This window comes from Plantibacter sp. LMC-P-059a, from assembly GCF_030209505.1.
Lineage (GTDB): Bacteria > Actinomycetota > Actinomycetes > Actinomycetales > Microbacteriaceae > Plantibacter.
Map to the genome: position 1 here is coordinate 297,934 of NZ_JARVRZ010000001.1, position 21,645 is coordinate 319,578.

At 69.3% G+C, this 21,645-nt stretch carries 22 protein-coding genes; 3 read left to right on the forward strand and 19 right to left on the reverse strand.

The window, feature by feature from the left end; translation table 11 throughout:
- Window positions 1-66 precede the first annotated feature (66 nt).
- Together QRN27_RS01410 and glgB are read left to right on the forward strand one after the other, a co-directional pair.
- The gene (locus tag QRN27_RS01410; RefSeq protein ID WP_285040448.1) at window positions 67-2,121 is read left to right on the forward strand and encodes a maltotransferase domain-containing protein; all 2,055 of its coding nucleotides are present in this window, start codon (window positions 67-69) and stop codon (window positions 2,119-2,121) included.
- Window positions 2,118-4,394 carry a 1,4-alpha-glucan branching protein GlgB gene (gene glgB / locus QRN27_RS01415; protein ID WP_285040449.1) on the forward strand — a complete coding sequence of 759 codons (2,277 nt, stop codon included), beginning with the start codon at window positions 2,118-2,120 and terminating at the stop codon, window positions 4,392-4,394. Before QRN27_RS01410 ends, glgB begins: the two co-directional genes overlap by 4 nt.
- A gap of 85 nt (window positions 4,395-4,479) precedes the next feature.
- On the opposite strand, the gene QRN27_RS01420 is transcribed toward glgB, so the two are convergent.
- From QRN27_RS01420 to rpsB, 11 genes are all read right to left on the reverse strand, one after another.
- On the reverse strand, window positions 4,480-5,469 hold the full coding sequence (locus QRN27_RS01420) for a tetratricopeptide repeat protein (RefSeq protein WP_285040450.1): 990 nt from the start codon (window positions 5,467-5,469) through the stop codon (window positions 4,480-4,482).
- Entirely contained in the window at window positions 5,466-7,334 is a 1,869-nt protein-coding gene (locus QRN27_RS01425; protein WP_285040451.1) for a DUF8094 domain-containing protein, read from the reverse strand. The genes QRN27_RS01420 and QRN27_RS01425 overlap by 4 nt, the downstream gene beginning before the upstream one ends.
- A gap of 119 nt (window positions 7,335-7,453) precedes the next feature.
- Window positions 7,454-8,197: an alpha/beta hydrolase gene (locus tag QRN27_RS01430; protein WP_285040452.1), complete on the reverse strand. Its 744-nt coding sequence runs from the start codon at window positions 8,195-8,197 to the stop codon at window positions 7,454-7,456.
- 55 nt (window positions 8,198-8,252) lie between these two features.
- The gene (locus QRN27_RS01435) at window positions 8,253-8,543 is read right to left on the reverse strand and encodes an Rv1322 family protein (protein ID WP_194669728.1); all 291 of its coding nucleotides are present in this window, start codon (window positions 8,541-8,543) and stop codon (window positions 8,253-8,255) included.
- 56 nt (window positions 8,544-8,599) lie between these two features.
- Entirely contained in the window at window positions 8,600-9,268 is a 669-nt protein-coding gene (locus tag QRN27_RS01440; RefSeq protein ID WP_200921020.1) for an aggregation-promoting factor C-terminal-like domain-containing protein, read from the reverse strand.
- 75 nt (window positions 9,269-9,343) lie between these two features.
- Window positions 9,344-9,901, reverse strand: a complete 558-nt coding sequence (locus tag QRN27_RS01445; RefSeq protein WP_285040453.1) for a DivIVA domain-containing protein — start codon at window positions 9,899-9,901, stop codon at window positions 9,344-9,346.
- Window positions 9,902-9,956: 55 nt separating this feature from the next.
- Window positions 9,957-11,003: a phosphatidate cytidylyltransferase gene (locus tag QRN27_RS01450; RefSeq protein ID WP_285040454.1), complete on the reverse strand. Its 1,047-nt coding sequence runs from the start codon at window positions 11,001-11,003 to the stop codon at window positions 9,957-9,959.
- 71 nt (window positions 11,004-11,074) lie between these two features.
- On the reverse strand, window positions 11,075-11,629 hold the full coding sequence (gene frr / locus QRN27_RS01455; protein WP_056006819.1) for a ribosome recycling factor: 555 nt from the start codon (window positions 11,627-11,629) through the stop codon (window positions 11,075-11,077).
- A 72-nt stretch (window positions 11,630-11,701) separates the two neighbouring features.
- On the reverse strand, window positions 11,702-12,415 hold the full coding sequence (gene pyrH / locus QRN27_RS01460; RefSeq protein WP_285040455.1) for a UMP kinase: 714 nt from the start codon (window positions 12,413-12,415) through the stop codon (window positions 11,702-11,704).
- A gap of 169 nt (window positions 12,416-12,584) precedes the next feature.
- On the reverse strand, window positions 12,585-13,412 hold the full coding sequence (gene tsf, locus QRN27_RS01465; protein WP_194669724.1) for a translation elongation factor Ts: 828 nt from the start codon (window positions 13,410-13,412) through the stop codon (window positions 12,585-12,587).
- A gap of 18 nt (window positions 13,413-13,430) precedes the next feature.
- Window positions 13,431-14,357, reverse strand: a complete 927-nt coding sequence (gene rpsB, locus QRN27_RS01470) for a 30S ribosomal protein S2 (RefSeq protein WP_056006828.1) — start codon at window positions 14,355-14,357, stop codon at window positions 13,431-13,433.
- Window positions 14,358-14,671: 314 nt separating this feature from the next.
- Between rpsB and QRN27_RS01475 the strand changes: the two genes are divergently transcribed.
- Complete coding sequence (locus tag QRN27_RS01475) at window positions 14,672-15,184, forward strand: murein hydrolase activator EnvC family protein (RefSeq protein ID WP_285040456.1); 513 nt, start codon at window positions 14,672-14,674, stop codon at window positions 15,182-15,184.
- Here the strand turns inward: QRN27_RS01475 and QRN27_RS01480 are convergent.
- The 8 genes from QRN27_RS01480 to rplS all read right to left on the reverse strand — a co-directional run bounded on the left by QRN27_RS01480 (window position 15,169) and on the right by rplS (window position 21,603).
- On the reverse strand, window positions 15,169-16,098 hold the full coding sequence (locus QRN27_RS01480) for a tyrosine recombinase XerC (RefSeq protein WP_285040457.1): 930 nt from the start codon (window positions 16,096-16,098) through the stop codon (window positions 15,169-15,171). The two genes, QRN27_RS01475 and QRN27_RS01480, sit on opposite strands and share 16 nt — an antisense overlap.
- 57 nt (window positions 16,099-16,155) lie before the next feature.
- Window positions 16,156-17,445, reverse strand: coding sequence for a DNA-processing protein DprA (dprA, locus tag QRN27_RS01485; RefSeq protein WP_285040458.1), 1,290 nt, complete (start codon window positions 17,443-17,445; stop codon window positions 16,156-16,158).
- Entirely contained in the window at window positions 17,442-18,971 is a 1,530-nt protein-coding gene (locus QRN27_RS01490; protein ID WP_285040459.1) for a YifB family Mg chelatase-like AAA ATPase, read from the reverse strand. The genes dprA and QRN27_RS01490 overlap by 4 nt, the downstream gene beginning before the upstream one ends.
- Window positions 18,971-19,327: a YraN family protein gene (locus QRN27_RS01495; protein ID WP_056006838.1), complete on the reverse strand. Its 357-nt coding sequence runs from the start codon at window positions 19,325-19,327 to the stop codon at window positions 18,971-18,973. The genes QRN27_RS01490 and QRN27_RS01495 overlap by 1 nt, the downstream gene beginning before the upstream one ends.
- Window positions 19,328-19,450: 123 nt before the next feature.
- Window positions 19,451-19,774 carry a DUF2469 domain-containing protein gene (locus tag QRN27_RS01500; RefSeq protein ID WP_056006841.1) on the reverse strand — a complete coding sequence of 108 codons (324 nt, stop codon included), beginning with the start codon at window positions 19,772-19,774 and terminating at the stop codon, window positions 19,451-19,453.
- Between the two features lie 12 nt (window positions 19,775-19,786).
- The gene (rnhB, locus tag QRN27_RS01505) at window positions 19,787-20,431 is read right to left on the reverse strand and encodes a ribonuclease HII (protein ID WP_056006844.1); all 645 of its coding nucleotides are present in this window, start codon (window positions 20,429-20,431) and stop codon (window positions 19,787-19,789) included.
- Complete coding sequence (gene lepB, locus QRN27_RS01510; RefSeq protein ID WP_056006848.1) at window positions 20,431-21,180, reverse strand: signal peptidase I; 750 nt, start codon at window positions 21,178-21,180, stop codon at window positions 20,431-20,433. The genes rnhB and lepB overlap by 1 nt, the downstream gene beginning before the upstream one ends.
- Before the next feature lie 75 nt (window positions 21,181-21,255).
- Window positions 21,256-21,603 carry a 50S ribosomal protein L19 gene (gene rplS, locus QRN27_RS01515; protein WP_056006851.1) on the reverse strand — a complete coding sequence of 116 codons (348 nt, stop codon included), beginning with the start codon at window positions 21,601-21,603 and terminating at the stop codon, window positions 21,256-21,258.
- Window positions 21,604-21,645 lie beyond the last annotated feature (42 nt).

Sequence of the window (21,645 nt, forward strand, 5' to 3'; positions counted from 1 at the left end):
GCCCTTCATCCGCCCACGTTTCGCGGTACGGTCGGACGAGTGGCACCGAAGGAGATGGAACGCACTATGCCGAAGTCAGTACCGCAGTCCTCCACCGTCGACGACGCCGGAACGGTGTCGCTCACACTCACCCCGAACATCGGGCGCATCCCGATCCTCGATCCGACCCCCTCCGTCGAAGGCGGACGTTGGCCGGCCAAGGCGTTCGCAGGAGAGGTGGTCCCCTTCGGGGCGACCGCGTTCCGAGAAGGCCATGACCTCATCGGGGTCGAACTCCTGCTCACCGACCCCCGCGGGAAGACGGCGGCCCATCGGATGGCGCCGGGCGCCGCCGGCACTGACCGCTTCGAGGTCCAGGTCCAGCTCGCCACCGAGGGGACGTGGAGCTACCAGGTCCGCGCCTTCGCCGACGAGTTCGCCACCTGGGAGCACAACGCCCGGGTGAAGATCGAGGCCGGCGTCGACGTCGACCTCATGTACCTCATCGGAGCGGAACTGCTCGAGCGGGCCACGACCGACAAGCTCCGACCAGCGAAGGACCGCCGGTTCCTTACGACGGCCGCCAAGCTGCTCCGCGACGCCGATGCCGATCCCGACGCGAGGTTCGCCGTCCTCGACGATGCGGAACTGCTCGCCATCGCCGCACGACGTCCGTTCGCCGGGCTCGCCAGCACCAGTGAGCAGCGACGCATCAGGGTCGAACGCACACGAGCCGGCGTCGGCTCGTGGTACGAGTTCTTCCCCCGGTCGGAGGGCGCCGAGCAGCGCCCAGACGGATCCTGGGCCTCCGGCACGTTCCGGACGGCCGCAGCGCGCCTCCCCGCCGTGGCCGCGATGGGCTTCGACGTCCTGTACCTGCCGCCGATCCACCCGATCGGCGAGACGTTCCGCAAGGGACCCAACAACACCCTGACCCCCGGCGAACAGGACCCGGGATCGCCCTGGGCCATCGGTGGTGCCGCCGGCGGCCACGACGCGATCCACCCCGACCTCGGGACCGAGAAGGACTTCGTCTCCTTCGTCCGTCAGGCGAAGAAGTTCGGCCTGGAGATCGCGCTGGACCTCGCCCTGCAGGCCTCGCCCGACCACCCCTGGGTGATCGAACACCCCGAGTGGTTCACGACGCTGCCCGACGGCACCATCGCGTACGCGGAGAACCCACCCAAGAAGTACCAGGACATCTACCCGGTGAACTTCGACAACGATCCCGAGGGCATCCGGACCGAGGTGCTGCGCATCGTCCGCCACTGGATCTCGCTCGGCGTCCGCATCTTCCGCGTCGACAACCCCCACACCAAGCCGCTCGACTTCTGGGAGTGGCTCCTCGCGACGGTCAACCGCACCGATCCCGACGTGGTCTTCCTCGCGGAGGCGTTCACCCGACCGGCGCTCCTGCAGGGACTCGCGAAGGTGGGCTTCCAGCAGAGCTACACGTACTTCACCTGGCGGAACACGAAGGAGGAACTCGAGGAGTTCCTCGGCGCGGCGGCCACCGAGACCGCCGACTTCCTCCGCCCGAACCTGTTCGTGAACACCCCCGACATCCTGACGGAATACCTCCAGTTCGGTGGACGCGCCGCGTACAAGGTGCGTGCGGCCATCGCGGCGACGGCAGCACCCACCTGGGGCGTGTACGCCGGATACGAGCTCATCGAGAACGTCGCCCGCCCGGGTGCAGAGGAGAACATCGACAGCGAGAAGTTCGAGTACCGTCCGCGGGACTGGGCGGCGGCCGAAGAGGCCGGGACGTCGCTGTCGCCCTATCTCACCCTCCTCAACCAGATCCGACGGACGCACCCCGCGCTCCGGCAGCTGCGCAACATCAGCTTCCACTGGAGCGACGACGACCAGATCCTCGTCTTCAGCAAGCATCTCGACGAGCGGTTCACCGGGACGGGCGAGCCGGACACGATCGTCGTCGTCGCCAACCTCGACCCGCACTCCGTGCGACAGACGATGGTGCACCTCGACCAGACGGTCTTCGGTGGCGTGCCAGGAGGCACCTTCGACGTCACCGACCTCGTGACCGGGGCCGAGTGGATCTGGTCCGACAGCAACTTCGTGCGCCTCGACGCCTTCACCGAACCCGTGCACATCCTGAGCGTGAGGATCCGACCATGACGACCATCCCCCCATCCGCCGACGGTGCCGCAGCTCCGAAGCGCTCGGGTCGCCGGGCTGCCGCTCCCCCGGCCGCCGAGGCGGCTCCCGCACCGCGCGAGCTCCCGCTGCCGTCCGTCGACGACTGGGTCCTCGACGCGGTCTCGGAGGGCCGCTACCACGATCCGCACCAGATCCTCGGGCAGCACCTCGTCGATTTGGGCGGGGTAAGCGACCCCCTCGTCGTGGTGCGCGCGCGTCGTCCCCTGGCCGAACAGGTCACGGCGGTCCTCGCGAACGGAGCACGCGTGGAGCTCGCCCACGTCCGCTCCGGCATCTGGCAGGGCTTCCACGTCGACGGCATCCTCGACTACACGCTCGACGCGCGCTATGGGGACGGCTCGACCTGGAACGCCGACGACCCCTACCGCTTCGCCCCGTCCATCGGCGAGCTCGACCTCCACCTCATCGGTGAGGGACGCCACGAGCGGCTCTGGGACGCCCTCGGTGCACACGTGACCGAGCAGCAGGGTGTCGCCGGCACCGCGTTCGCCGTGTGGGCACCACACGCGCGGGCCGTCCGCGTCATCGGCGACCTCAACTCGTGGGACGGCACCGCACACGCGATGCGGAACATGGGAGCCACCGGGGTCTGGGAGCTGTTCATCCCCGGCGTCGGTCCCGGAGAGCTGTACCGGTTCGAGATCCTGGCCCAGGACGGCCGCTGGGTCCGACGATCCGACCCCATGGCCCGGTTCACCGAACGGTCCCCCGCATCCGTGACGGGTGTCAGCGACCACCACTGGAACGACGCCGACTGGATGGAGCGTCGGGCCGCGAGCGACCCGCACAACGGCCCGATGAGCGTCTACGAGCTCCACGTGGGGTCGTGGCGCCCCGGCCTCGGCTACCGCGACCTCGCCGACCAGCTCATCGAGTACATCGGCGAGCTCGGGTACACGCACGTGGAGTTCATGCCGCTCGCCGAGCACCCCTTCGGTGGCTCGTGGGGCTACCAGGTGACCGGCTACTACGCACCGACGAGCCGCTTCGGTTCGAGCGATGACCTGAAGTACCTGATCGACCGACTCCACGGCGCCGGGATCGGCGTCCTCATGGACTGGGTGCCCGGCCACTTCCCGAAGGACGAGTGGGCCCTCGCCAACTTCGACGGCCAGCCGTTGTACGAGCACCCCGACCCGCGACGCGGCGAGCAGCCGGACTGGGGCACGCTCGTGTTCGATTTCGGCCAGCCGCAGGTCAAGAACTTCCTCGTCGCCAACGCCCTGTACTGGCTCGAGGAGTTCCACGTCGACGGTCTCCGCGTCGACGCCGTCGCCTCGATGCTCTACCTCGACTACTCGAGGAAGGAGGGCGAGTGGCTCCCGAACGTCCACGGAGGACGCGAGAACCTCGAGGCCATCAGCCTGCTCCAGGAAGCGAATGCGACCGCGTACCGCCGGAACCCCGGCATCGTGATGATCGCCGAGGAGTCGACCAGTTGGCCCGGCGTCACTGCGCCCACGAGTGAGGGCGGCCTCGGCTTCGGCCTGAAGTGGAACATGGGTTGGATGCACGACTCGCTCGAGTACATGCAGTACGACCCGCTCTACCGCTCGCACCACCACGGTGAGATCACGTTCTCGATGGTCTACGCCTTCAGCGAGAACTTCCTCCTGCCGATCAGCCACGACGAGGTCGTCCACGGGAAGGGCTCGCTGCTGGCGAAGATGCCGGGTGACCACTGGCAGCAGCTCGCCAACATGCGCGCGTACCTCGCGTTCATGTGGGCCCACCCCGGCAAGCAGCTCCTCTTCATGGGCCAGGAGTTCGGCCAGCCGTCCGAATGGTCGGAGGAGCGCGGTCTGGACTGGTGGATCCTCGACCAGCCGAGCCACCGCGCCCTGCTCGGGCTCGTCGCGCGGCTCAACGCGGTGTACACCGAGCATCCCGCGCTCTGGGCGCTCGACCACGACCCAGCGGGCTTCGAGTGGCTCGACGCCGGCGACGCGCAGAACAGCGTGCTGTCATTCCTCCGCTCCGACGATGAGGGCAACGTCATCGCCGCGCTCGTCAACTTCTCCGGAGCGACCGTCGGGCCCTATCGCGTCGGCCTCCCGCGCGCCGGCCGGTGGGAGGAGCTCCTCAACACCGACGCCGTCGAGTACGGCGGCTCGGGTGTCGGGAACTACGGATCGATCGAAGCGACGGCGGCACCGTGGGCCGGACGTCCGGCCTCAGCGGAACTCACCCTCCCCCCGCTCGGCATGATCTGGCTGAAGCACGTCGGCTGAGCCGGGGCGGTCGCATCCCGACCGCGGCACGAAGGCCCGCCTCCTGAGGGAGGCGGGCCTTCGTCGTTCGCTGGATCGGGACGGATCAGTAGAGCAGGCTGGTCAAGCGTGCCCGTGCGCGCATGACGCGGGGATCCGTGACGCCGGCGACCTGGAAGAGCTCGAGCAGGCGAGTCCGGACCGTGTCCATGTCGGTCTGGTCGAGCTCGGGGAACATCGTGAGCAGTCGGTCGAAGGCGTCGTCGACGTGTCCGCCGGACAGGTCGAGGTCGGCGACCGCCAACTGGGCGTCGAGGTCTTCGGGAGCCGCCGCAGCCCGACTGCGGATCTGCTCGAGCGTCTTTCCGCCGAGACGGTGCAGGAGTCTCACCTGAGCGAGGCCGGCAACGGCCATGTCGTCTTTCGGGTTCTGGGCGATGGCCTTCTCGTACGCGGCGATGGCCGTCGGGTAGTCGGCGCGCTCGATGGCCTCGTACGCCTCGGCGTGCAACGGCGGCAGGGGCGGTTCCACCGGCTCCGCCTCGGCTGCGGCCGCTCCGTCGGCGACGATGGCGCGGCCTGAGACACCGTTCTGCGCGGCCAGTTGGAGCAGCTGCTCGATGACCTCCCGCACCTGGGACTCGGGGATCGCACCGTTGAACATCGGCACGGGACGACCACCGACGACCGCGACGACCATCGGGATCGACTGGGCCTGGAACGCCTGCGAGAGCTGCGGGTTCGCATCGACGTCGACCTTGGCGAGCACGAACCGACCGGCGTACTCCGTGGCGAGGCGTTCGAGCACCGGCGAGAGCTGCTTGCAGGGCCCGCACCATTCGGCCCACAGGTCGATCACGACCGGGACGACGGAGGAGAGTTCGACCACCTGGCCGAATCCGTCGTCCGTCGCGTCGAAGACGAGGGACGGGACGTCGACGGTCTGTCCGGTGGTCGCGCCTGGTGCCTCGGCGGGGGCGCCCGGCTGGCCCGGCTGAGCCGGTGCTCCCGCAGGCGGTGCCTGGTGGCGACGCGCGAGGCCGGAGAGGTCGACGGCGCCGCGCAGGTGCGCCGCGCTCGGCTCCGCGGCGCTCACGGGAGCTCCGATGCGGCGGTGAGGGTCTGGGTGAAACCGAGCAAAGTGATCTTCTCTCCGGAATTGACGGCTGGCACGTAGAACAGGAGCTGGTCGCCATAGGTGGCCTGCGTGCCCTTCGCGCTCTCGGTGATCCCCGAGAGCGCGGCGACAGCACCCTGAGGTTTCACGGTAGCACCGGCGGTGACGACGCTGACCGTCTCACCCTCCTGGACGTTGACCGCCACGATCGCACCCGAGTCGTTGGTCGCCAGTGCGACGTTCGGACCGGTCCCGGCGGCGGCCGAGAAGGCGATGCTCGCGGTCGTCGGCAGGCCGGCGGCCTTCGTCGCGCGGTCGGCGGCGACCTGCGTGCGGAAGACGTCGCCGTCGGCGTCGAAGAGGCCGGCGAACGAACTCGCGTCACCGTTGGTGATGATGTCGGCGTACGCCGCCGCGATCTGCTCGGGTGGCATGACGAGCAGCTTCGAATCCGGCGGGACACTCGCAGCGCCGATCGTCGCCGGAGCCACGTTCTCGAGCCGTGCGCCTTCGAGGAGCTTCTCCGCGTAGACGACCTGGTAGTTCGACCGCGGGTCCTCCTGCGTCATGACGAGGACCGTCGGCGACACCGTCTCGTCCGACTTGTCCTGGATCGCGGTCATCACGGTGCGGGGCCAGGCGTCGGTCGCCTGCGGCAGGGTGAGGGTGACGGGCGACGCCGGGATGGGCGTCGCACCGGCGGCGTCGGCGACCTTCGCACGGAGGGCGTAGTTGGCGGTGCGTTCCGCGAGCGCCGGACCGGCGAACCGGACCGCTGCGGCGGTGCCGTCGAGCGCGGCGTCGGCCTCGGAGGCAGCGGTCGAGATGCGCGACACGATGCGCTCCACCTGCGGAACGGTGACGACGGGGGCAGCGAAGTCCTGGTCCTGGCTGTCGGCCGGGAGGTCGGTCGCGGTCACCGTCGGCGTCGGGGACGGCGCACCGATCGTGGGCCAGTAGTCCTGCGAACATCCGCTCAGCCCGAGCGTCCCGACGAGGACGAGGGGCACACCGACCACCAGGGAACGGCGGAGCGGACCGCGCTTGGTCTTGCCTGCACCGAGCTCTCGGGGACGACGCGGCTTCGGCTGTCTCGACATCTTGGTGAGGCCCTTCTGTCCTTGGCCGGGACCCTTGCGGCGCGGGCCGCGGGAGCGACGCATCCGCTGGATGCCCGAGAGGTACAACACGATGCCGGCCAGCAGGACGACGATGCCACCCGCGATCAGCGGCCCAGCCCACGGCGTGGCGTTGTCGAGCGGCCAGGAGAGGCGGAGGGAGTCCGGGGCGGCCGCGCTGCCGTCGGTCGCGATGAGGACGTCGATGTCCTTCGGAAGGTTCACCGTCGCGATGACGGCGCCCGCCTCGTCGTACTCACCGAGCCAGAGGTCCGACCCGCGCGGGTCTGGACCCTTGTCGTCGGTGGGGGTGGCTGCGGTCGGCTCCGGTGAGGGAGCGGTCGAGGGCTGGTCGCTCGGTGACGCATCGCCGTCGTCCGCGGAGTCGTCGGCGTCCGGGACGACGCTCGTCGTCGTCAGCGCGGTCCCGGCACTATTCACGCCGACCCGGCTGTACGGTTCGTCCCCCAGCCAGGCGGTGATGTCGTCCGCGCGTCCGTAGCTCATGAACACCTGGGTGTCACCGCCGGCACTCGCGACGATGGACTGCGCACCCGGCTGCGACTGCAGCACACTCCCGGGGACGACGATGAAGCGGTCGCCGTCGTCCACCGTCGCCGACAGGCTGAACGTGCCCGGTTGGAGGAACACGGTCCGTTGCGCGATGCCGGTCACGATCATGACGGCAGCCACGACGAACGCGGCGATGGCGAGAACGAAACGCACGGAATACTCTCCTCTGGCGCCGGGGAAGACGCGGGTGATCATGCGCCCGACGGGCTCCGGCGGGTCGGGCCGGCACGAGACGCAGGTGGTTCAGGCTATCGGACGTGACTGGGAGGCGGCTAGACGGCCGCTGAACGGTCGGGAGTCGGCCACTGCGTCGGCAGCGGTAACGCCTCGGGGTGCACCGCCGCCACGATTTCAGTGAGGACGCGTCGGGTCTGGCTCTCCCCCACCCAGAGGTGCTTCGCACCGTCGACCGGAACGAGTGTCGCCCGAGGGAGGACGCCGAAGCGCTCCGTCGCCTCCGGAGGCCGGAGGAAGTCGTCGAACTCCGGGACGAGCACGATCATCGGGCGTTCGTCGTCGGCCCACGCCCGCAACTCGTCGTCGGAGGTGCGGTGGAGCGGCGGCGAGAGCAGGATCACGCCGTCGACGGCCGCCTCGCGTCCGTACTTCAACGCCAGCTCGGTTCCGAACGACCACCCGAGCAACCAGGGGTGCGGGAGTCCGCGCTCCGCGACGAAGGCCAAGGCCGCCTCGACGTCCGCCCGTTCGGCGACGCCGCCGTCGAAGGCGCCGTCGCTCGTCCCGCGCGGCGACGAGGTACCCCGCGTGTTGAAGCGGAGGACGGCGACCCCCGCCAGGGCCGGCAGGCGCGCAGCGGCCTTCCGGAGCACATGGGAGTCCATGAATCCGCCCGCGGTCGGCAGCGGGTGCAGGGTCACCAGGGTCGCGACGATCGGGCCGTCCGCCGGCACGGCGAGTTCGCCGACGAGGGTCAGGCCGTCGCTGGTGCGCAACTCGATGTCCTCGCGGACGGCGGGCAGCTCGGTCCCGCCGCGGATCTCGATGGTGTCGGTCATGGGGTGTCTCCTCCTCGGAGCGGAACGTTCGCGTCTCCGGTCGACCGGACCGGGCTCAACGGATCCGCCAACAACGGTCATGCCAATGGCGACGGGCGGCGATGTCCGCCTGATCCCCCAGCACCCCGTCCGCACGCCAGGTCACCACGTGCGCGGTACCGGGCGGGATCGTCTGCCCGCAGCCCGGGCAGATGTAGGTCTTCTGGGCGCTGGAACCGGACACCGGCTGGACATGCCAGGAACCGTCCCGGTGGTCTTCGGTGCGCTTCCACCCCGCCAGCAGCCGGTCGAGCCCGTTGCCCTCGTCGTCGCCGGGCCGTGGCCGGTGGCGGTGATGTCGAGGCATGGGTCAAGTCTAGGCACAGCCTCTCCGACACCCGTCGAGCGGGCGCGCGGGTCGGATCAGTACCAGCCGTTCGACTCCGAATGAGCCCACGCACCGCAGGGCGTGCTGTAGCGGCTCGTGATGTACCCGAGCCCCCAGGTGATCTGCGTGGCCGGGTTGGTCGCCCAGTCCGCACCCGCGGAAGCCATCTTCGAGCCCGGCAGCGCCTGCGGGATGCCGGTCGCGCCGGAGCTCGCGTTATACGCGTACACGTTCCAGCCGGACTCACGGTTCCAGAGGGAGACGAGGCAGCTGTACTCTCCCTCTCCCCAACCGTTCGCCATGACCATGTCATACGCGATGGCCTGAGCCGTACCGGGGTCGGGCGTTCCTGCCGCAGGCGCACTGCCCGACGAGGAACCCTTGTCCGTCGCGGCCGGAGCGGCCACGGGTGGCGGCGGGGGCGGCGGGGCGACGACCTCGTAGCTGTCGCGAGCGAAGGTGTACTGGAAGTTCGAGCTGGCGACCACCGACTGCGCGGCGTTCCCGCCGAACTGCGCCTGCTTCTCAGCGTAGGAGGATGCCACCACGCTCGAGGTCGGGTCGACCATCGTCACCGCCACGAAGCCGAACGCCGCAGTGGCCGCGAAGATCCCGAGGACCTTCTTGCCACGCGAACGCGGACGACGGTAGGACTGAACAGCCTTGCCGGAGTTCGGCTGGGCTGATGGTTTCCACGGAGTCACGTCAGTTGAGTGTTGAGGCACGATGCATCGATGGTAGCCGAGAACGATGGAACAGGCCACCGGAGAGGAGGACCCTCAGCGAACCGCCAGCATGACGTCGACGACGCTGTCGAGGAGGGCGTCGACCTGCGACTCGCGATAGCCGGCCCATTCGTTGCGGAACACGGCGGTCCGGACTCGGTCGACACTGAGCGGCGTCCCGTCGTGGAAGTAGGCGACGAGGCGGTCGGCCAAGGCGTCGACGTCCTTCCGGCTGTACCCTCGCGCGAGGAAACTCACCCGGTTGAACCGTTGACCCTCGGGGCGGGTCAGCCGGTTGAGGATGACCTGCGCGGTGCCACGCGCGTCACGGAGCCACTCCTTGGCACCCCGCTCCTCCACGGACCGCTCGCGCTCTCGGAGGGAGAAGGCGTCCTCGAGACGCTCCAGCGCGGCGTCGACGTGCTCGGTGCTGTACCCACCGCGCACCAGTCGGAAGGCCACCTGGCGGATGTCCTCCGCGGAGAGCAGCGTGTCGGCGTCGGCCTCGGCGTCCTGTGCGTAGGCCGCGCGAGCGCGGTCGAGGAACTCGTCGACCTCGGCCGGATCGTAGCCACGCTTCGAACGCTTGGAGGTGGGGAAGATCGTGCTCACCGGACCATTCTCCCCCATGACGGACTGATCGGGCGAAACCGAGGTGGCCGACGGCTCAGCTCGCGAGCCCGCCGAAGAGCAGGTAGACCACGTAGGCGACGACGGCCGAGGGCAGGATGGAGTCGAGTCGGTCCAGGAATCCACCGTGCCCGGGAAGCCACGAACTCATGTCTTTGACGCCGATGTCGCGTTTGATGAGCGACTCCGCGAGGTCGCCGACCGTCGCGCTCCCGAGGAGCAGAAGACCGAGGAGGACGCCCACCCACCACGGGACGCCGAGCATCAGGATGGCGAGGAGGACACCTGCCACGACCGCCGCGACACCGGCCCCGGCGAAGCCCTCCCACGTCTTGTTCGGACTGATCACGGGCGCCATCTTGTGTTTGCCGAACGACAGACCGCTCGCATAGGCGCCGACGTCGACGCAGATGACAAGGATCAGGAAGGCGAGCGTCCACCACTCGCCGTCCGGTTGGGCGACGAGGTAGACGGCGAAGGACGCGAGGAACGGCACGTAGACCTGGATGAAGGTCCCCGACGCCAGATCCCGGACGAGTGTCGGGAGATCCGTGCGCCTGGTGGCGATGAGCTGCTCGGCCACCCGCCAGACGATGACCAGCAGGATGCCGAGGAGGACGACCGACCACCGCCACACGTCGTGCAGGAAGAAGGCGGCCGGTTGCATGGCGACCGCCGAGATCACCGTCGGGATCGCCGGAACCCGACGGCCGGTGTGCTCCAGGGCCTTGCGGAGTTCCAGCGTTGCGAAGGCCACGACGGCCGACGCGAGCACCACGAAGATCACCTTGAAGATGATGAGGCTCACGAGCATGATGCCGCCGGCTGCCACCCCGATGAGGATGGCGTTGACCAGGTTGCGTCCGACGCGAGCCTCGATGCGCTCGTTCGTCGCGTCGAACTGCGCCTTCGTGGCCTGGACCTGGCGCTCGATGTCGGCCCTGGTGACCTCGACCTGGCGCTCGAACTTCGCCCGACGGTCCTTCAGCTGCGACCGCAGCTCCTGCGATCCGAGCTTGCCGGCTTTGCCGGGTTCCGGCGTCGCCGGTTCAGTCGACCGCCCGGAAGCGACATCGTCTTCCACAGGTACCTCCAGCGGGCCGGCCGTCGATCGATTGACCGGGCGGCGAACGGAATCAGCAGACGGACAGCGGCTCAGATCGAGAGCAGCTCGGTCTCCTTGGCCTTCAGCGCGGCGTCGACGGCGTCGATGTGCGACTTGGTGACGGCCTCGAGCTCCTTCTCCCCGCGTGCGACGTCGTCATCGCCGACCTCGCTCTTGAGGGCTTCGAGGTCGTCCTTGCCCTTGCGACGGATGTTCCGGATGGAGACCTTGGCGTCTTCACCCTTGCCGCGGACGATCTTCACGTACTCTTTGCGACGTTCGGCGGTCAGCTCCGGCATCGTGACCCGGATGACCGTGCCGTCGTTCGTCGGGTTGGCACCGAGGTTCGGGATGTCCCGGATCGCCTGCTCGATGTCGCGCAGCGCGGTCTTGTCGTAGGGCGTCACGACGATGGTGCGCGCCTCCTGGTTCTGCAGGGAGGCGAGCTGGGCGAGCGGGGTCGGCGTGCCGTAGTAGCTCACCAGCACCTTCTGGAACAGCTGGGGGTTGGCGCGACCCGTACGCACCGTGGCGAAGTCATCCTTCGCGGCCTCGACGGCCTTCGACATCCGGGTACCAACATCCGAGAGGACATCCGCGATCACGAGCACTCCTTTGATTGCATTACTGGGTTCAGTCTAGTCGGGCGACGGCGCAGAGCCTGGCCGCCCTGCCGCCTATGCGGAGGTGACGAGGGTGCCGATCGCGGCGCCACGGATGGCCGCCGTCACGTTCCCGGCGGGTTCCATGCCGAAGACCCGCATCGGCATGCCGTTGTCCATGCAGAGGCTGAACGCCGTCGAGTCGACGACCTTGAGGCCCTGCTGGAGCGCCTCCTGGTAGGAGATCGTGTCGATCTTCGTCGCGGTCGGATCGACGCGCGGGTCGGCGGTGTAGACCCCGTCGACACCGTTCTTCGCGACGAGCACCTCGACGGCGCCGATCTCCAGCGCGCGCTGCGCGGAGACGGTGTCGGTCGAGAAGTAGGGCAGCCCGGCGCCGGCGCCGAAGATCACGACGCGACCCTTCTCGAGGTGTCGCTCGGCACGGAGCGGGATGTACGGCTCGGCGACCTGCGTCATGGCGATGGCGGACTGCACGCGGGTCGCGGCACCGGCCTGCTCCAGGAAGTCCTGGAGTGCGAGGGCGTTCATCACCGTTCCGAGCATGCCCATGTAGTCGGCTCGCCCGCGGTCCATCCCGCGCTGGCTGAGTTCCGCACCACGGAAGAAGTTACCTCCTCCGACGACCACGGCGACCTCGACCTCGGCGGTCGCTTCGGCGATCTCCCGGGCGATCGACCCGACGACGTCGGGGTTGACGCCCAGCTGGCCGCCTCCGAACGCCTCACCTGACAGCTTGAGCAGTACCCTGCGCTTCTTCTCCGGCATCCGCCTGTCCTCCCTCGTCCCTCACACAACTTAGTGCCCGGAGCCACCCGCTGTCCGCGACAACCGGCGACTCCTCGGCTGGATCATCACCGATCCGGCGTGCACGGATATGCCCGTGCACGCAAAGGGGTCCGGATCGCCACTGGCGATCCGGACCCCGTCACAACTGCTACGCGCCGACCTTGAAGCGGGCGAACCCGGTCACGGTGAGGCCCGCGTCAGCGAGCACCTTCTGCACGGACAGCTTGTTGTCCTTGGCGTAGTCCTGCTCGAGGAGCGCCACCTGCTTGAAGTACGAGGTCACTCGGCCTTCGACGATCTTCGGCAGAGCCGCCTCGGGCTTGCCCTCGTTCTTCGAGATCTCGGTGACGATCTCGCGCTCCTTCTCGACCTCGTCGGCCGGGACGTCGTCGCGGCTGAGGTAGGACGGGTTGGCGAAGGAGATGTGCTGCGCGATGCTGCGAGCCGTCTCCGCGTCGTCACCCGTGTAGCCGACGACCACGCCGACCTGCGCGGGCAGGTCCTTGTTGGTCTTGTGGAGGTACACGGCGAAGTGCTCGCCCTGGACCACCGCGAGGCGGCGGAGTTCGAACTTCTCACCGATGATCGCTGCGGAGTCCGCGATGACCTCGGCGACGGTCTTGCCGTCGGCCGGAGCCGCGTTCCCCTCTTCGACGGTGGTCGCGCCGGCGGCGACGACCGCGTCGAGGACGAGGTCGGCGAGGGCGAGGAACTTCTCACCCTTCGCGACGAAGTCGGTCTCGCAGGCGAGCTCGATGAGGGTGGCGGTGTCGCCGTTCTCCTTCGCGGCGACGAGGCCCTCGCTCGTGGAGCGGTCGGCACGCTTCGCGTTGCCCTTCGCACCCTTGAGGCGGAGGATCTCGGTCGCCTTCTCGACGTCGCCATCGGCTTCGACGAGAGCGTTCTTGGTGTCGACCATGCCGGTGCCGAGCTGCTCGCGCAGCACCTTCAGGTCAGCAAGAGAAAAGTTTGCCATTGCTGGGGATCTCCTTGATTACTTCTCGTCGGCGACGGGCTCGGCTGCAGCTGCACCCGCGGCGTCGTCGGCGGACTCGGTTGCGGCGACCTCGACGTCTTCGACGGCGGGGGCGGACTCGACGGCGTCGGTCGCGGCGATCGCCTCATCGGCGACCTTCGCGGTCTCGGCGGAACCCTGCTCGCCGCCCTGGAGCAGCTCCTGCTCCCACTCGGCGAGCGGCTCGGCCGGGGCGTCGCCCTCGGTCGGCTTCTGGTGGCGCTGGATGAGCCCCTCGGCGGCGGCGTCGGCGATGATGCGCGTCAGCAGGCCGACGGAACGGATCGCGTCGTCGTTACCCGGGATCGGGTACGTGACCTCGTCGGGGTCGCAGTTGGTGTCGAGGATGCCGATGACGGGGATGCCGAGCTTGCGCGCCTCGTCGATCGCGAGGTGCTCCTTCTTCGTGTCGACGACCCAGAGGGCGGACGGCGTCTTCGAGAGGTTGCGGATACCACCGAGCGACTTGTGGAGCTTGTCCAGCTCGCGCTTCTTGATGAGGAGTTCCTTCTTGGTGAAGCCGCTCTTGGAGGCGTCTTCGAAGTCGAGCTCCTCGAGCTCCTTCATGCGGGCGAGTCGCTTCGACACCGTCTGGAAGTTGGTGAGGAGGCCACCGAGCCAACGCTGGTTGACGTAGGGCTGGCCGACGCGCGTCGCCTGCTCGGCGATGACTTCCTGCGCCTGCTTCTTCGTTCCGACGAAGAGGATGGTGCCACCGTGGGCGACCGTCTCCTTGACGAAGTCGAAGGCCTGGTCGATGTAGCCGAGCGACTGCTGCAGGTCGATGATGTAGATGCCGGAACGCTCGGTGAAGATGAAGCGCTTCATCTTCGGGTTCCAACGGCGGGTCTGGTGCCCGAAGTGCACGCCGCTGTCGAGCAGCTGGCGGATGGTTACGACGGCCATGAGCCGTTCTCCTGTTCTGCGCTCGCCACCGCACCGCTGACGCGGACGGGTGGGAGTGCCTCGGTTGTCTGACGGACCGGATGGCCTCGTCCCTGGTGCCCGGCGCACGTCCGCCACGCTCCGGAGAGCGAGGACCGATTGGAAGTGGAGGCCGAAATGGCACGCGTAGTCACCCCGACGAGCGAGGTGCTCCGTTCAGCATAGCAGCAGGTCACTGCGACGACCGCGCTCCACAAGCGCCTCGACGTCTCGCACTCTGCGCTCCCCCGATCTCCTGAAGAACCAGGGTGTCCTACTTCCGGGAGCCTCGGACGATGACCATCTCCATCGCGCTCCGCCTGCTCTCCGTCTGCCTGCTGCTCGGCACGCCGTCGAGCGGCTCCGCCGCGACGCCGGCCTGGTCCTGGCCCGTCGCTCCCCCGCACCCGGTCGTCGCCCCCTTCGTGGCTCCTCCGGATCCGTACTCGGCTGGCCATCGAGGGATCGACATCGCAGCGAGTCCAGGAGCGCAGGTCCTGGCCGCGGCCGCCGGCGTCGTGACCTTCAGCGGGACCGTGGTCGACCGCCCGTTGGTCGTGATCCGGCACGACGACGGACACGTCTCCAGCATCGAGCCGGTGGTGGGTTCGGTGGAGGTCGGCAGCTCAGTGGCCCGCGGAGCGCCGATCGGGTCGGTCGGCACGGGCGGGCATTGCGCGGACGGCTGCGTGCACTTCGGGGTCAGGGTCAACGGCGTCTACGTCAACCCGATGCTGCTGCTCGGCGAGGTGCCACCGGCCGTCCTGCTCCCGCTGGCCCCGGCAGCGGCGGCTCAGGCCCGTGGGTGAGCGCTGCGGTAGCTCTCCTTGATGCGCTCGACGGAGACGTGCGTGTAGATCTGCGTCGTCGCGAGGCTGGCGTGCCCCAGGAGTTCCTGGACCGCTCGGAGGTCTGCCCCGCCGTCGAGGAGGTGCGTCGCTGCGGTGTGACGCAGGGCGTGGGGTCCCGCCGGACCGCCGCCTGGCACAGCGTCGAGGAGCCGGGCGACGAGCGTGTACACGGAGCGCGAGCCGAGCCTCCCACCGCGGGCGCCGAGGAACAGGGCCGCGCCGGGCGCCGGGCGACCGTCGCTCGAGCGGGACCGAGCCGCGAGCTGCGGTCGAGCGCTCGTGAGGTAGTCGACGATCGCCGACTGCGCGGGGACACCGAACGGCACCACGCGTTCCTTGTCACCCTTCCCGGTCACGCGGACGGTGAGTCGGTCGAGATCGAGGTCGTCCCGGTCGAGACCGCAGAGCTCGGAGACGCGGAGCGCCGACGCGTACAGCAGTTCGACGACGGCGAGGTCACGGAGCGCGTTCGGTTCCCCCGACGCTGCACGGTCCTCGAGCCCGGCGAGCAGCTCGTCGAAGGGCCCGCGGCCGACGACCCGGGGAAGGGTCCGACCGGTCTTCGGGCTCCGGAGGCGTGCCGCGACGTCCGCGTCGATCCTGCCCGTTCGGAGGAGCCAGGCGCTCCAGGCCTTGGCCGTGGCGGTCCGTCTGGCGAGCGTCGCCTTGGACGAGCCCGATTCGGACGCCATCCAGAGCCAGTCCCGCAGGAGGTCGAGGGTCACACCGCTCACGTCGTCGATGTCGCGCTCCGCGGCGAATGCGGCGAGCTGTCGCAGATCGGATGCGTAGGCGCGAACGGTCTGCGGCGAGAGCCGACGTTCGGAGGCGAGGTGCTCCGAGAAGGCGGCTGCGCTCGTCTCGATGTCCACCTGCACAGCTTGCCGCACGGGTGCGGCGCCGCGTCCCTCCCCCGCCGGTCGTGCAGGTCAAGCTCGTCCGGCGTCGAGCACCCATCCGTGTTCCCGCTCCGAGACCACCCCGGCGAGGTCCAGCGCGCCGAGCACGCCGGTCACCTCGCGCACGCTCAGACCGCTCTCCTTCGCGATCGCGTCGACGCTGCGCGCCGAGCGGACGCTCATGGCGTCACGGACACGGCGTTCCTCGACGGAGGCGTACGCCTCGCCCGTGTCGTCCGAGGCACTCCATCCGGCGAGTTCGGCCATCTGTTCGGCGTTGGTCACGCACGTGGCCGCGTACTCGCGGATCAGCCGGTGACAGCCCGCCGAGGAGGGACTCGTGACGGGGCCCGGGACAGCCCCGAGCGGCCGTCCGAGCGACGCCGCGTGGCCTGCCGTGTTGATCGACCCCGAGCGACTCCCCGCCTCGAGGACGACCGTCGCCGACGAGGCGGCGGCGATGAGTCGGTTCCGCTGCAGGAACCGCCACTTCGAGGGCACCGAGCCGCACGGAGACTCGCTGACCACGGCACCGCCCGATTCGCGGATCCGACGGATCAGGGCGTCGTGACCCGCCGGATACGGACGATCCACGCCTCCGGCGAGGTAGGCCACGGTCGTCCCGCCGCTTCCGAGTGCGGCCCGGTGGGCGGCGCCGTCGATACCGTACGCGGCACCGGAGACGATCGTGAAGGCCCGGTCGACGAGGCCTGCCGCAGCCTCCGCGGTCACGTGCTCGCCATAACCGGACGCGGCTCGCGCACCGACCATCGCGATCGAGCGGGCGGAGACGGGTGCTCCGGGATCGCCTCGCAGCCACAGCGCGTGAGGGGCATGCACGTCGAGATCCCCGAGACCCGGATGCCAGCCGAGACCCCCGGGCAGGACCAGCCGGGCACCGACGCTGATCGCCGTCTCGCAGGCGGCGACGAGGTCCGCGGACACGAGTCTGGGGCGCCAACGCTCGAGCGCGTTACCGAGCACCCGGGAGGCAGGAGGTGCTACCGGCTCATCGGCGTCCGATGACGCCGGGTTACCCGCTCCCGGCCAACCGCTCGCCAGGATCCGGCGCTGCAGCTCCGTCGGCCCTGCCCGCTCGATGACCGCCGAGAGCGCCTCCGCCGGACCGAGTGCGGCGACCACGAACCCGGAGACACCGTCGCCGGGTTCCGCGATCATCGTCCACGCGGCCCTGGCGAACGCCTCGCGCAGGCTGTCGGCGTCGGAGGCCATGCCTGCCGGGTCGGCATCCGGGCCGTCCCTGAGTCGCCGGACCAGTCCTTCGATCAGCGTGCTGTCCAATCCGAACCAGGAGCTCATGAGATGCCTTTCCGGAGGAAGAGGGCCCGCCCGAGATGCTCCGCCGTCGGGCTGTCGGCGCCATCAAGGTCGGCGAGCGTCCACGCCAGTCGGAGGATCCGGTCGTACCCGCGCATCGTGATCCCACCGCGCTCCAGCGAACGGTCGAGCGCGGCCGTGACCGATCTGGCGAGACGCATCCGCGGACTGCGGAGCCAAGTGCCGCTCGCCTGTGCGTTCGTCGTCCAGCCGGTGCCGGCCAATCGTTCGGCGCTCGCGCTCCGGACGGCTTCGACCCGGGCGCGGGCCTCGGCGGTCGAGAGTCCGCCCTCCTGCGAGAGTCCGGACAGCGCCGAGGTGATCCGTTGGACGCGGACCCGGATGTCGATGCGGTCGAGGAGCGGACCCGACACGCGTCCGAGATACCGCCGCCTGGCCTGCGGCGGACACGTGCAGACACCGTCCGCCGTGCCGTACTGCCCGCAGGGGCACGGGTTCGCAGCGAGGACGAGCTGGAAGGCGGCGGGGAACGTGGCGCTGCCGTGCGCGCGGTGGACGGTGACGGCACCCGACTCGAGCGGTTGCCGCAACGAGTCGAGGACGTCCGCCCGGAACTCCGGCGCCTCGTCGAGGAAGAGCACCCCGTGCGCCGCCCGCGCCGCAGCCCCCGGCCGGATCTGCCGAGAGCCTCCGCCGATGATCGCCGCAGCCGAGGACGAGTGGTGCGGGCTCTCCCAGGGCGGTCTCCGCACGAGGGCCCCGTCCGGCGGGAGGCCGATCAGGGACCGGAGACAGCTGACCTCGACGGCGGCGTCCGGGCCGAGATCCGGCAGGATCTCCGGCAGCCGGGCCGCGAGCATGGTCTTCCCCGCGCCCGGTGGTCCGACCATCATGACGTGGTGACCACCGGCGGCCGCGGCGACCATCGCGTCGACCGCGTCCGGCTGACCGACGACGTCGGCCAGGTCGAGCGGGTCCGGCTCCGGCAGTTTCTCGATGCGCTGCCGGACCGGCTCCAGATCGATGGGCGTCAGTTCGGCGCCATGCCAGATCGCAGCGTCGCGGAGCGACGTCGCGCCGATGACGGTGACCCCGGGGACGAGCTGTGCCTCCGCGACGTTGGCGGTCGGCACCATGACCGCGTCGTAGCCCGCGCGAGCCACGGCGAGCACCGCGGGGAGCACACCCGTGAGCGGCCGCAGCCGACCGTCGAGTCCGAGCTCACCGAGATGCACCACCCGCTCGGCGGACTCCCGGCGGACGAGGCCGCCGACGGCGAGACAGGCGATGGCGATGGAGAGGTCGAACGCGCTCCCCTGCTTCGGCAACGACGCCGGCGACAGGTTGATCGTGAGCTTGCCGCCCGGCAGCGGGCAACCCGAGTTCGCCGTCGCGCTCTTGATCCGATGCGCGGCTTCGCCGAGGGACTTGTCGGGGAGTCCGACGATCGCCATGCCGGGGACCGTCGCGGACGCCGACGCCTCGACCTCCACGATCGACCCCGTGAGACCGGCGAGGGCGACGGACCAGGTACGTGCCACGGCCATCAGGACACCCCTCGGAGGTGCTCGAGACGCACGCCGCCCTCCGGCGGCAGCACGATCCCGACGACGTCGACGCGCATCCGCCTCGAGCGTGGATGGTGCTCGGCGCACCAGGCCCCTGCCAGGCGGCCGATCCTCGCGAGCTTGCGAGCGGTGACCGCCTCCGTCGGGTCTCCGAACCCGACACCGGAGCGAGTCTTCACCTCGACGAAGACGAGGGTGCCGTCGTCGTCGGCGACCACGTCGAGCTCGCCCTGCGGGCATCGCCAGTTGCGATCGAGGATGCGGAACCCGCACGCCTCGAGATGTTCCGTCGCCACCTGCTCGCCGCGTCGGCCGAGCTCGTCCTTCCGTGCCATGTGCACCTCCTGGCACCCAGCCAAGCGGGGCGGAGGAGGCTCGGATGCGCGGAGTGACGTGGGAGCGAGGACCGGGGCGACGGACCGTCCTGTGGAGCGGAGTCGGCGGCGAGCGAGTGCCGGCTACTCGTCGAGCGTGAGTTCCTTCGGGAGCTCGAAGTCGCGCGAGGAGAGCTGCTCCACGTTGACGTCCTTGAAGGTGAGGACGCGGACGCTCTTGACGAAGCGGTCGGAGCGGTACACGTCCCAGACCCAGACGTCGGTCATCGAGAGCTCGAAGTAGAAGTCGTTCGCCGTGTCGCGTCGAACGAGCTCGACCTCGTTGGCGAGGTAGAACCGGCGCTCGGTCTCGATCACGTACTTGAACTGCCCCACGACGTCGCGGTATTCGCGGTAGAGGGCCAGTTCGACCTCGCGGTCGTAGTCTTCGAACTCGTCTTCGTCCATGGTCTCTCTATCCTACGTGTAGGCCGGCAGCCAGCTGCTCCGGTGGTGGAGCGTCAGGCCGTGCTCCGTCAGCGCCGCCAGGTGGTGGACCGAGCCGTACCCCTTGTTCCCCTGCCAACCGTATTCCGGCAGCGTCTCGTGCAGCTCGATCATGAGCCGATCCCGATGCACCTTCGCGAGCACCGACGCCGCCGCGACGGACGCGCAGTCGCGGTCCGCCTTCACGCGAGTGGTGATCGTGAGCGGGCGATGGAGCGAACGGCTCAGCCAGTCACTGTTGCCGTCGAGGAGCACGGTCGACCCCGTGACGTCGGCTCCGACGGCGTGGAGCTCGAGCAACGCGCGGCGCCCCGCCAGGCCGAGGCAGGCCGTGATGCCGAGTTCGTCGACCTCCGCCGGACTCGCCAGCCCGACCGCGCCGTAGAGCACCCACTCGCGCGTGAGCGGCTCCATGCGGGTCCGGGCTTGCTCACTCAACAGCTTGGAGTCGCGGAGCCCGACGGGGAACGGACCACACGCCGGGGCGACGACCGCCGCGCCGACCGCCACCGGTCCCGCTATGGCACCCCTGCCGACCTCGTCCATGCCGATGACCGACGGGACCCCGGCGGCGAACAGTCCGTGCTCGACCTCGAGGGTCGGTTCGCTGACCGCCATCACTCCTTCTCTGGAGCGGGGATGCCCTGGAACACCGAGGGGTAGTTGTCGAGCCAGGCCCAGTTGCTGGACGGCCAGGTGATGACGAACGCCCGCCCGACGACGTTGTCGATCGGGACGAACCCGCCACCGGGCGTGTCGGCGTTGTACCGGGAGTCCTTCGAGTTGTAGCGGTTGTCGCCCATGACCCAGAGCGAACCCTCGGGCACCACGATGTCGAACGCGTCGCCGGACACCTTCTCGGTACCCGCCGGGAGCTTCACGTACGGCTCGTTGAGCGGCACGCCGTTGACCGTCATCTGGCCGAGCGGATTGCAGCAGGTGACGTGGTCGCCCGGAAGCCCGATGACGCGCTTGATGAGGTGGTCGTCGCTGTCGGGGGCGACGAGGCCGAAGATCGACAGGACCCATTCGACGGCCGCGGTGGCCGGCGGCTGCGGGGGCTCGACCGTCTGCGGCAGCCAGCCGCCCGGGTCCTGGAAGACGACGACGTCGCCGCGGTTCAGGGCGACCACGTCGGGGACGAGCTCGTTCACCAGGATGCGGTCCTGGATCTGCAGGGTGTTCTCCATCGACCCGGACGGGATGTAGAACGACCGGACGAGGAAGGTCTTGATGAGGAAGGAGACCAACAACGCGACCACGAAGATGATGAGGAGGTCGCGAAGGAAGAGCAGCGCTCCGCGTTTCCCGCGTGGGCGCTGCTTGTGGTCGGGCGACGCGTCTGCCGCCAGGGAATTGTCTGTCATTTAACCGCCTGAGCTCCCCACCAGCTTATCCGGTGGGGAGCTCAGGAATGATCGCGCAGGCGACCGGGAGGACGACTAGTTGTCGCGCTTCTCCTTGATCTTCGCCTTCTTGCCACGCAGTTCGCGCAGGTAGTACAGCTTGGCGCGACGGACGTCACCGCGGGTGACGACCTCGATGTGGTCGATGTTCGGGGAGTGGACCGGGAAGGTGCGCTCGACGCCGACCTGGTAGCTCACCTTGCGAACGGTGAAGGTCTCGCGGACGCCCTCGTTGGAGCGGCCGATGACGACACCCTGGAAGACCTGGATACGGGACTTGTTGCCCTCGATGATGTTCACGTGCACCTTGACGTTGTCGCCGGCGCGGAAGTCGGGGATGTCCGACTTGAGGGATGCTGCATCGACTGAGTCGAGAATGTGCATGATGATTCCATCTCTGCGACCGCCACAGGTCGACCGCTGAAT

Bases quoted from the DNA above. Each gene is read 5' to 3' on its own strand.
- QRN27_RS01410 (WP_285040448.1), top strand. From the start codon at position 67: ATGCCGAAGTCAGTACCGCAGTCCTCCACCGTCGACGACGCCGGAACG.
- rplS (WP_056006851.1), bottom strand. From the start codon at position 21,603: ATGCACATTCTCGACTCAGTCGATGCAGCATCCCTCAAGTCGGACATC.
- lepB (WP_056006848.1), bottom strand. From the start codon at position 21,180: ATGACAGACAATTCCCTGGCGGCAGACGCGTCGCCCGACCACAAGCAG.
- QRN27_RS01495 (WP_056006838.1), bottom strand. From the start codon at position 19,327: ATGGCACGGAAGGACGAGCTCGGCCGACGCGGCGAGCAGGTGGCGACG.
- QRN27_RS01435 (WP_194669728.1), bottom strand. From the start codon at position 8,543: ATGCCTCGACATCACCGCCACCGGCCACGGCCCGGCGACGACGAGGGC.
- dprA (WP_285040458.1), bottom strand. From the start codon at position 17,445: ATGAGCTCCTGGTTCGGATTGGACAGCACGCTGATCGAAGGACTGGTC.
- rpsB (WP_056006828.1), bottom strand. From the start codon at position 14,357: ATGGCCGTCGTAACCATCCGCCAGCTGCTCGACAGCGGCGTGCACTTC.
- QRN27_RS01430 (WP_285040452.1), bottom strand. From the start codon at position 8,197: ATGACCGACACCATCGAGATCCGCGGCGGGACCGAGCTGCCCGCCGTC.
- QRN27_RS01500 (WP_056006841.1), bottom strand. From the start codon at position 19,774: ATGGACGAAGACGAGTTCGAAGACTACGACCGCGAGGTCGAACTGGCC.
- QRN27_RS01490 (WP_285040459.1), bottom strand. From the start codon at position 18,971: ATGGCCGTGGCACGTACCTGGTCCGTCGCCCTCGCCGGTCTCACGGGG.
- tsf (WP_194669724.1), bottom strand. From the start codon at position 13,412: ATGGCAAACTTTTCTCTTGCTGACCTGAAGGTGCTGCGCGAGCAGCTC.
- QRN27_RS01475 (WP_285040456.1), top strand. From the start codon at position 14,672: ATGACCATCTCCATCGCGCTCCGCCTGCTCTCCGTCTGCCTGCTGCTC.
- rnhB (WP_056006844.1), bottom strand. From the start codon at position 20,431: ATGGCGGTCAGCGAACCGACCCTCGAGGTCGAGCACGGACTGTTCGCC.
- glgB (WP_285040449.1), top strand. From the start codon at position 2,118: ATGACGACCATCCCCCCATCCGCCGACGGTGCCGCAGCTCCGAAGCGC.
- pyrH (WP_285040455.1), bottom strand. From the start codon at position 12,415: ATGCCGGAGAAGAAGCGCAGGGTACTGCTCAAGCTGTCAGGTGAGGCG.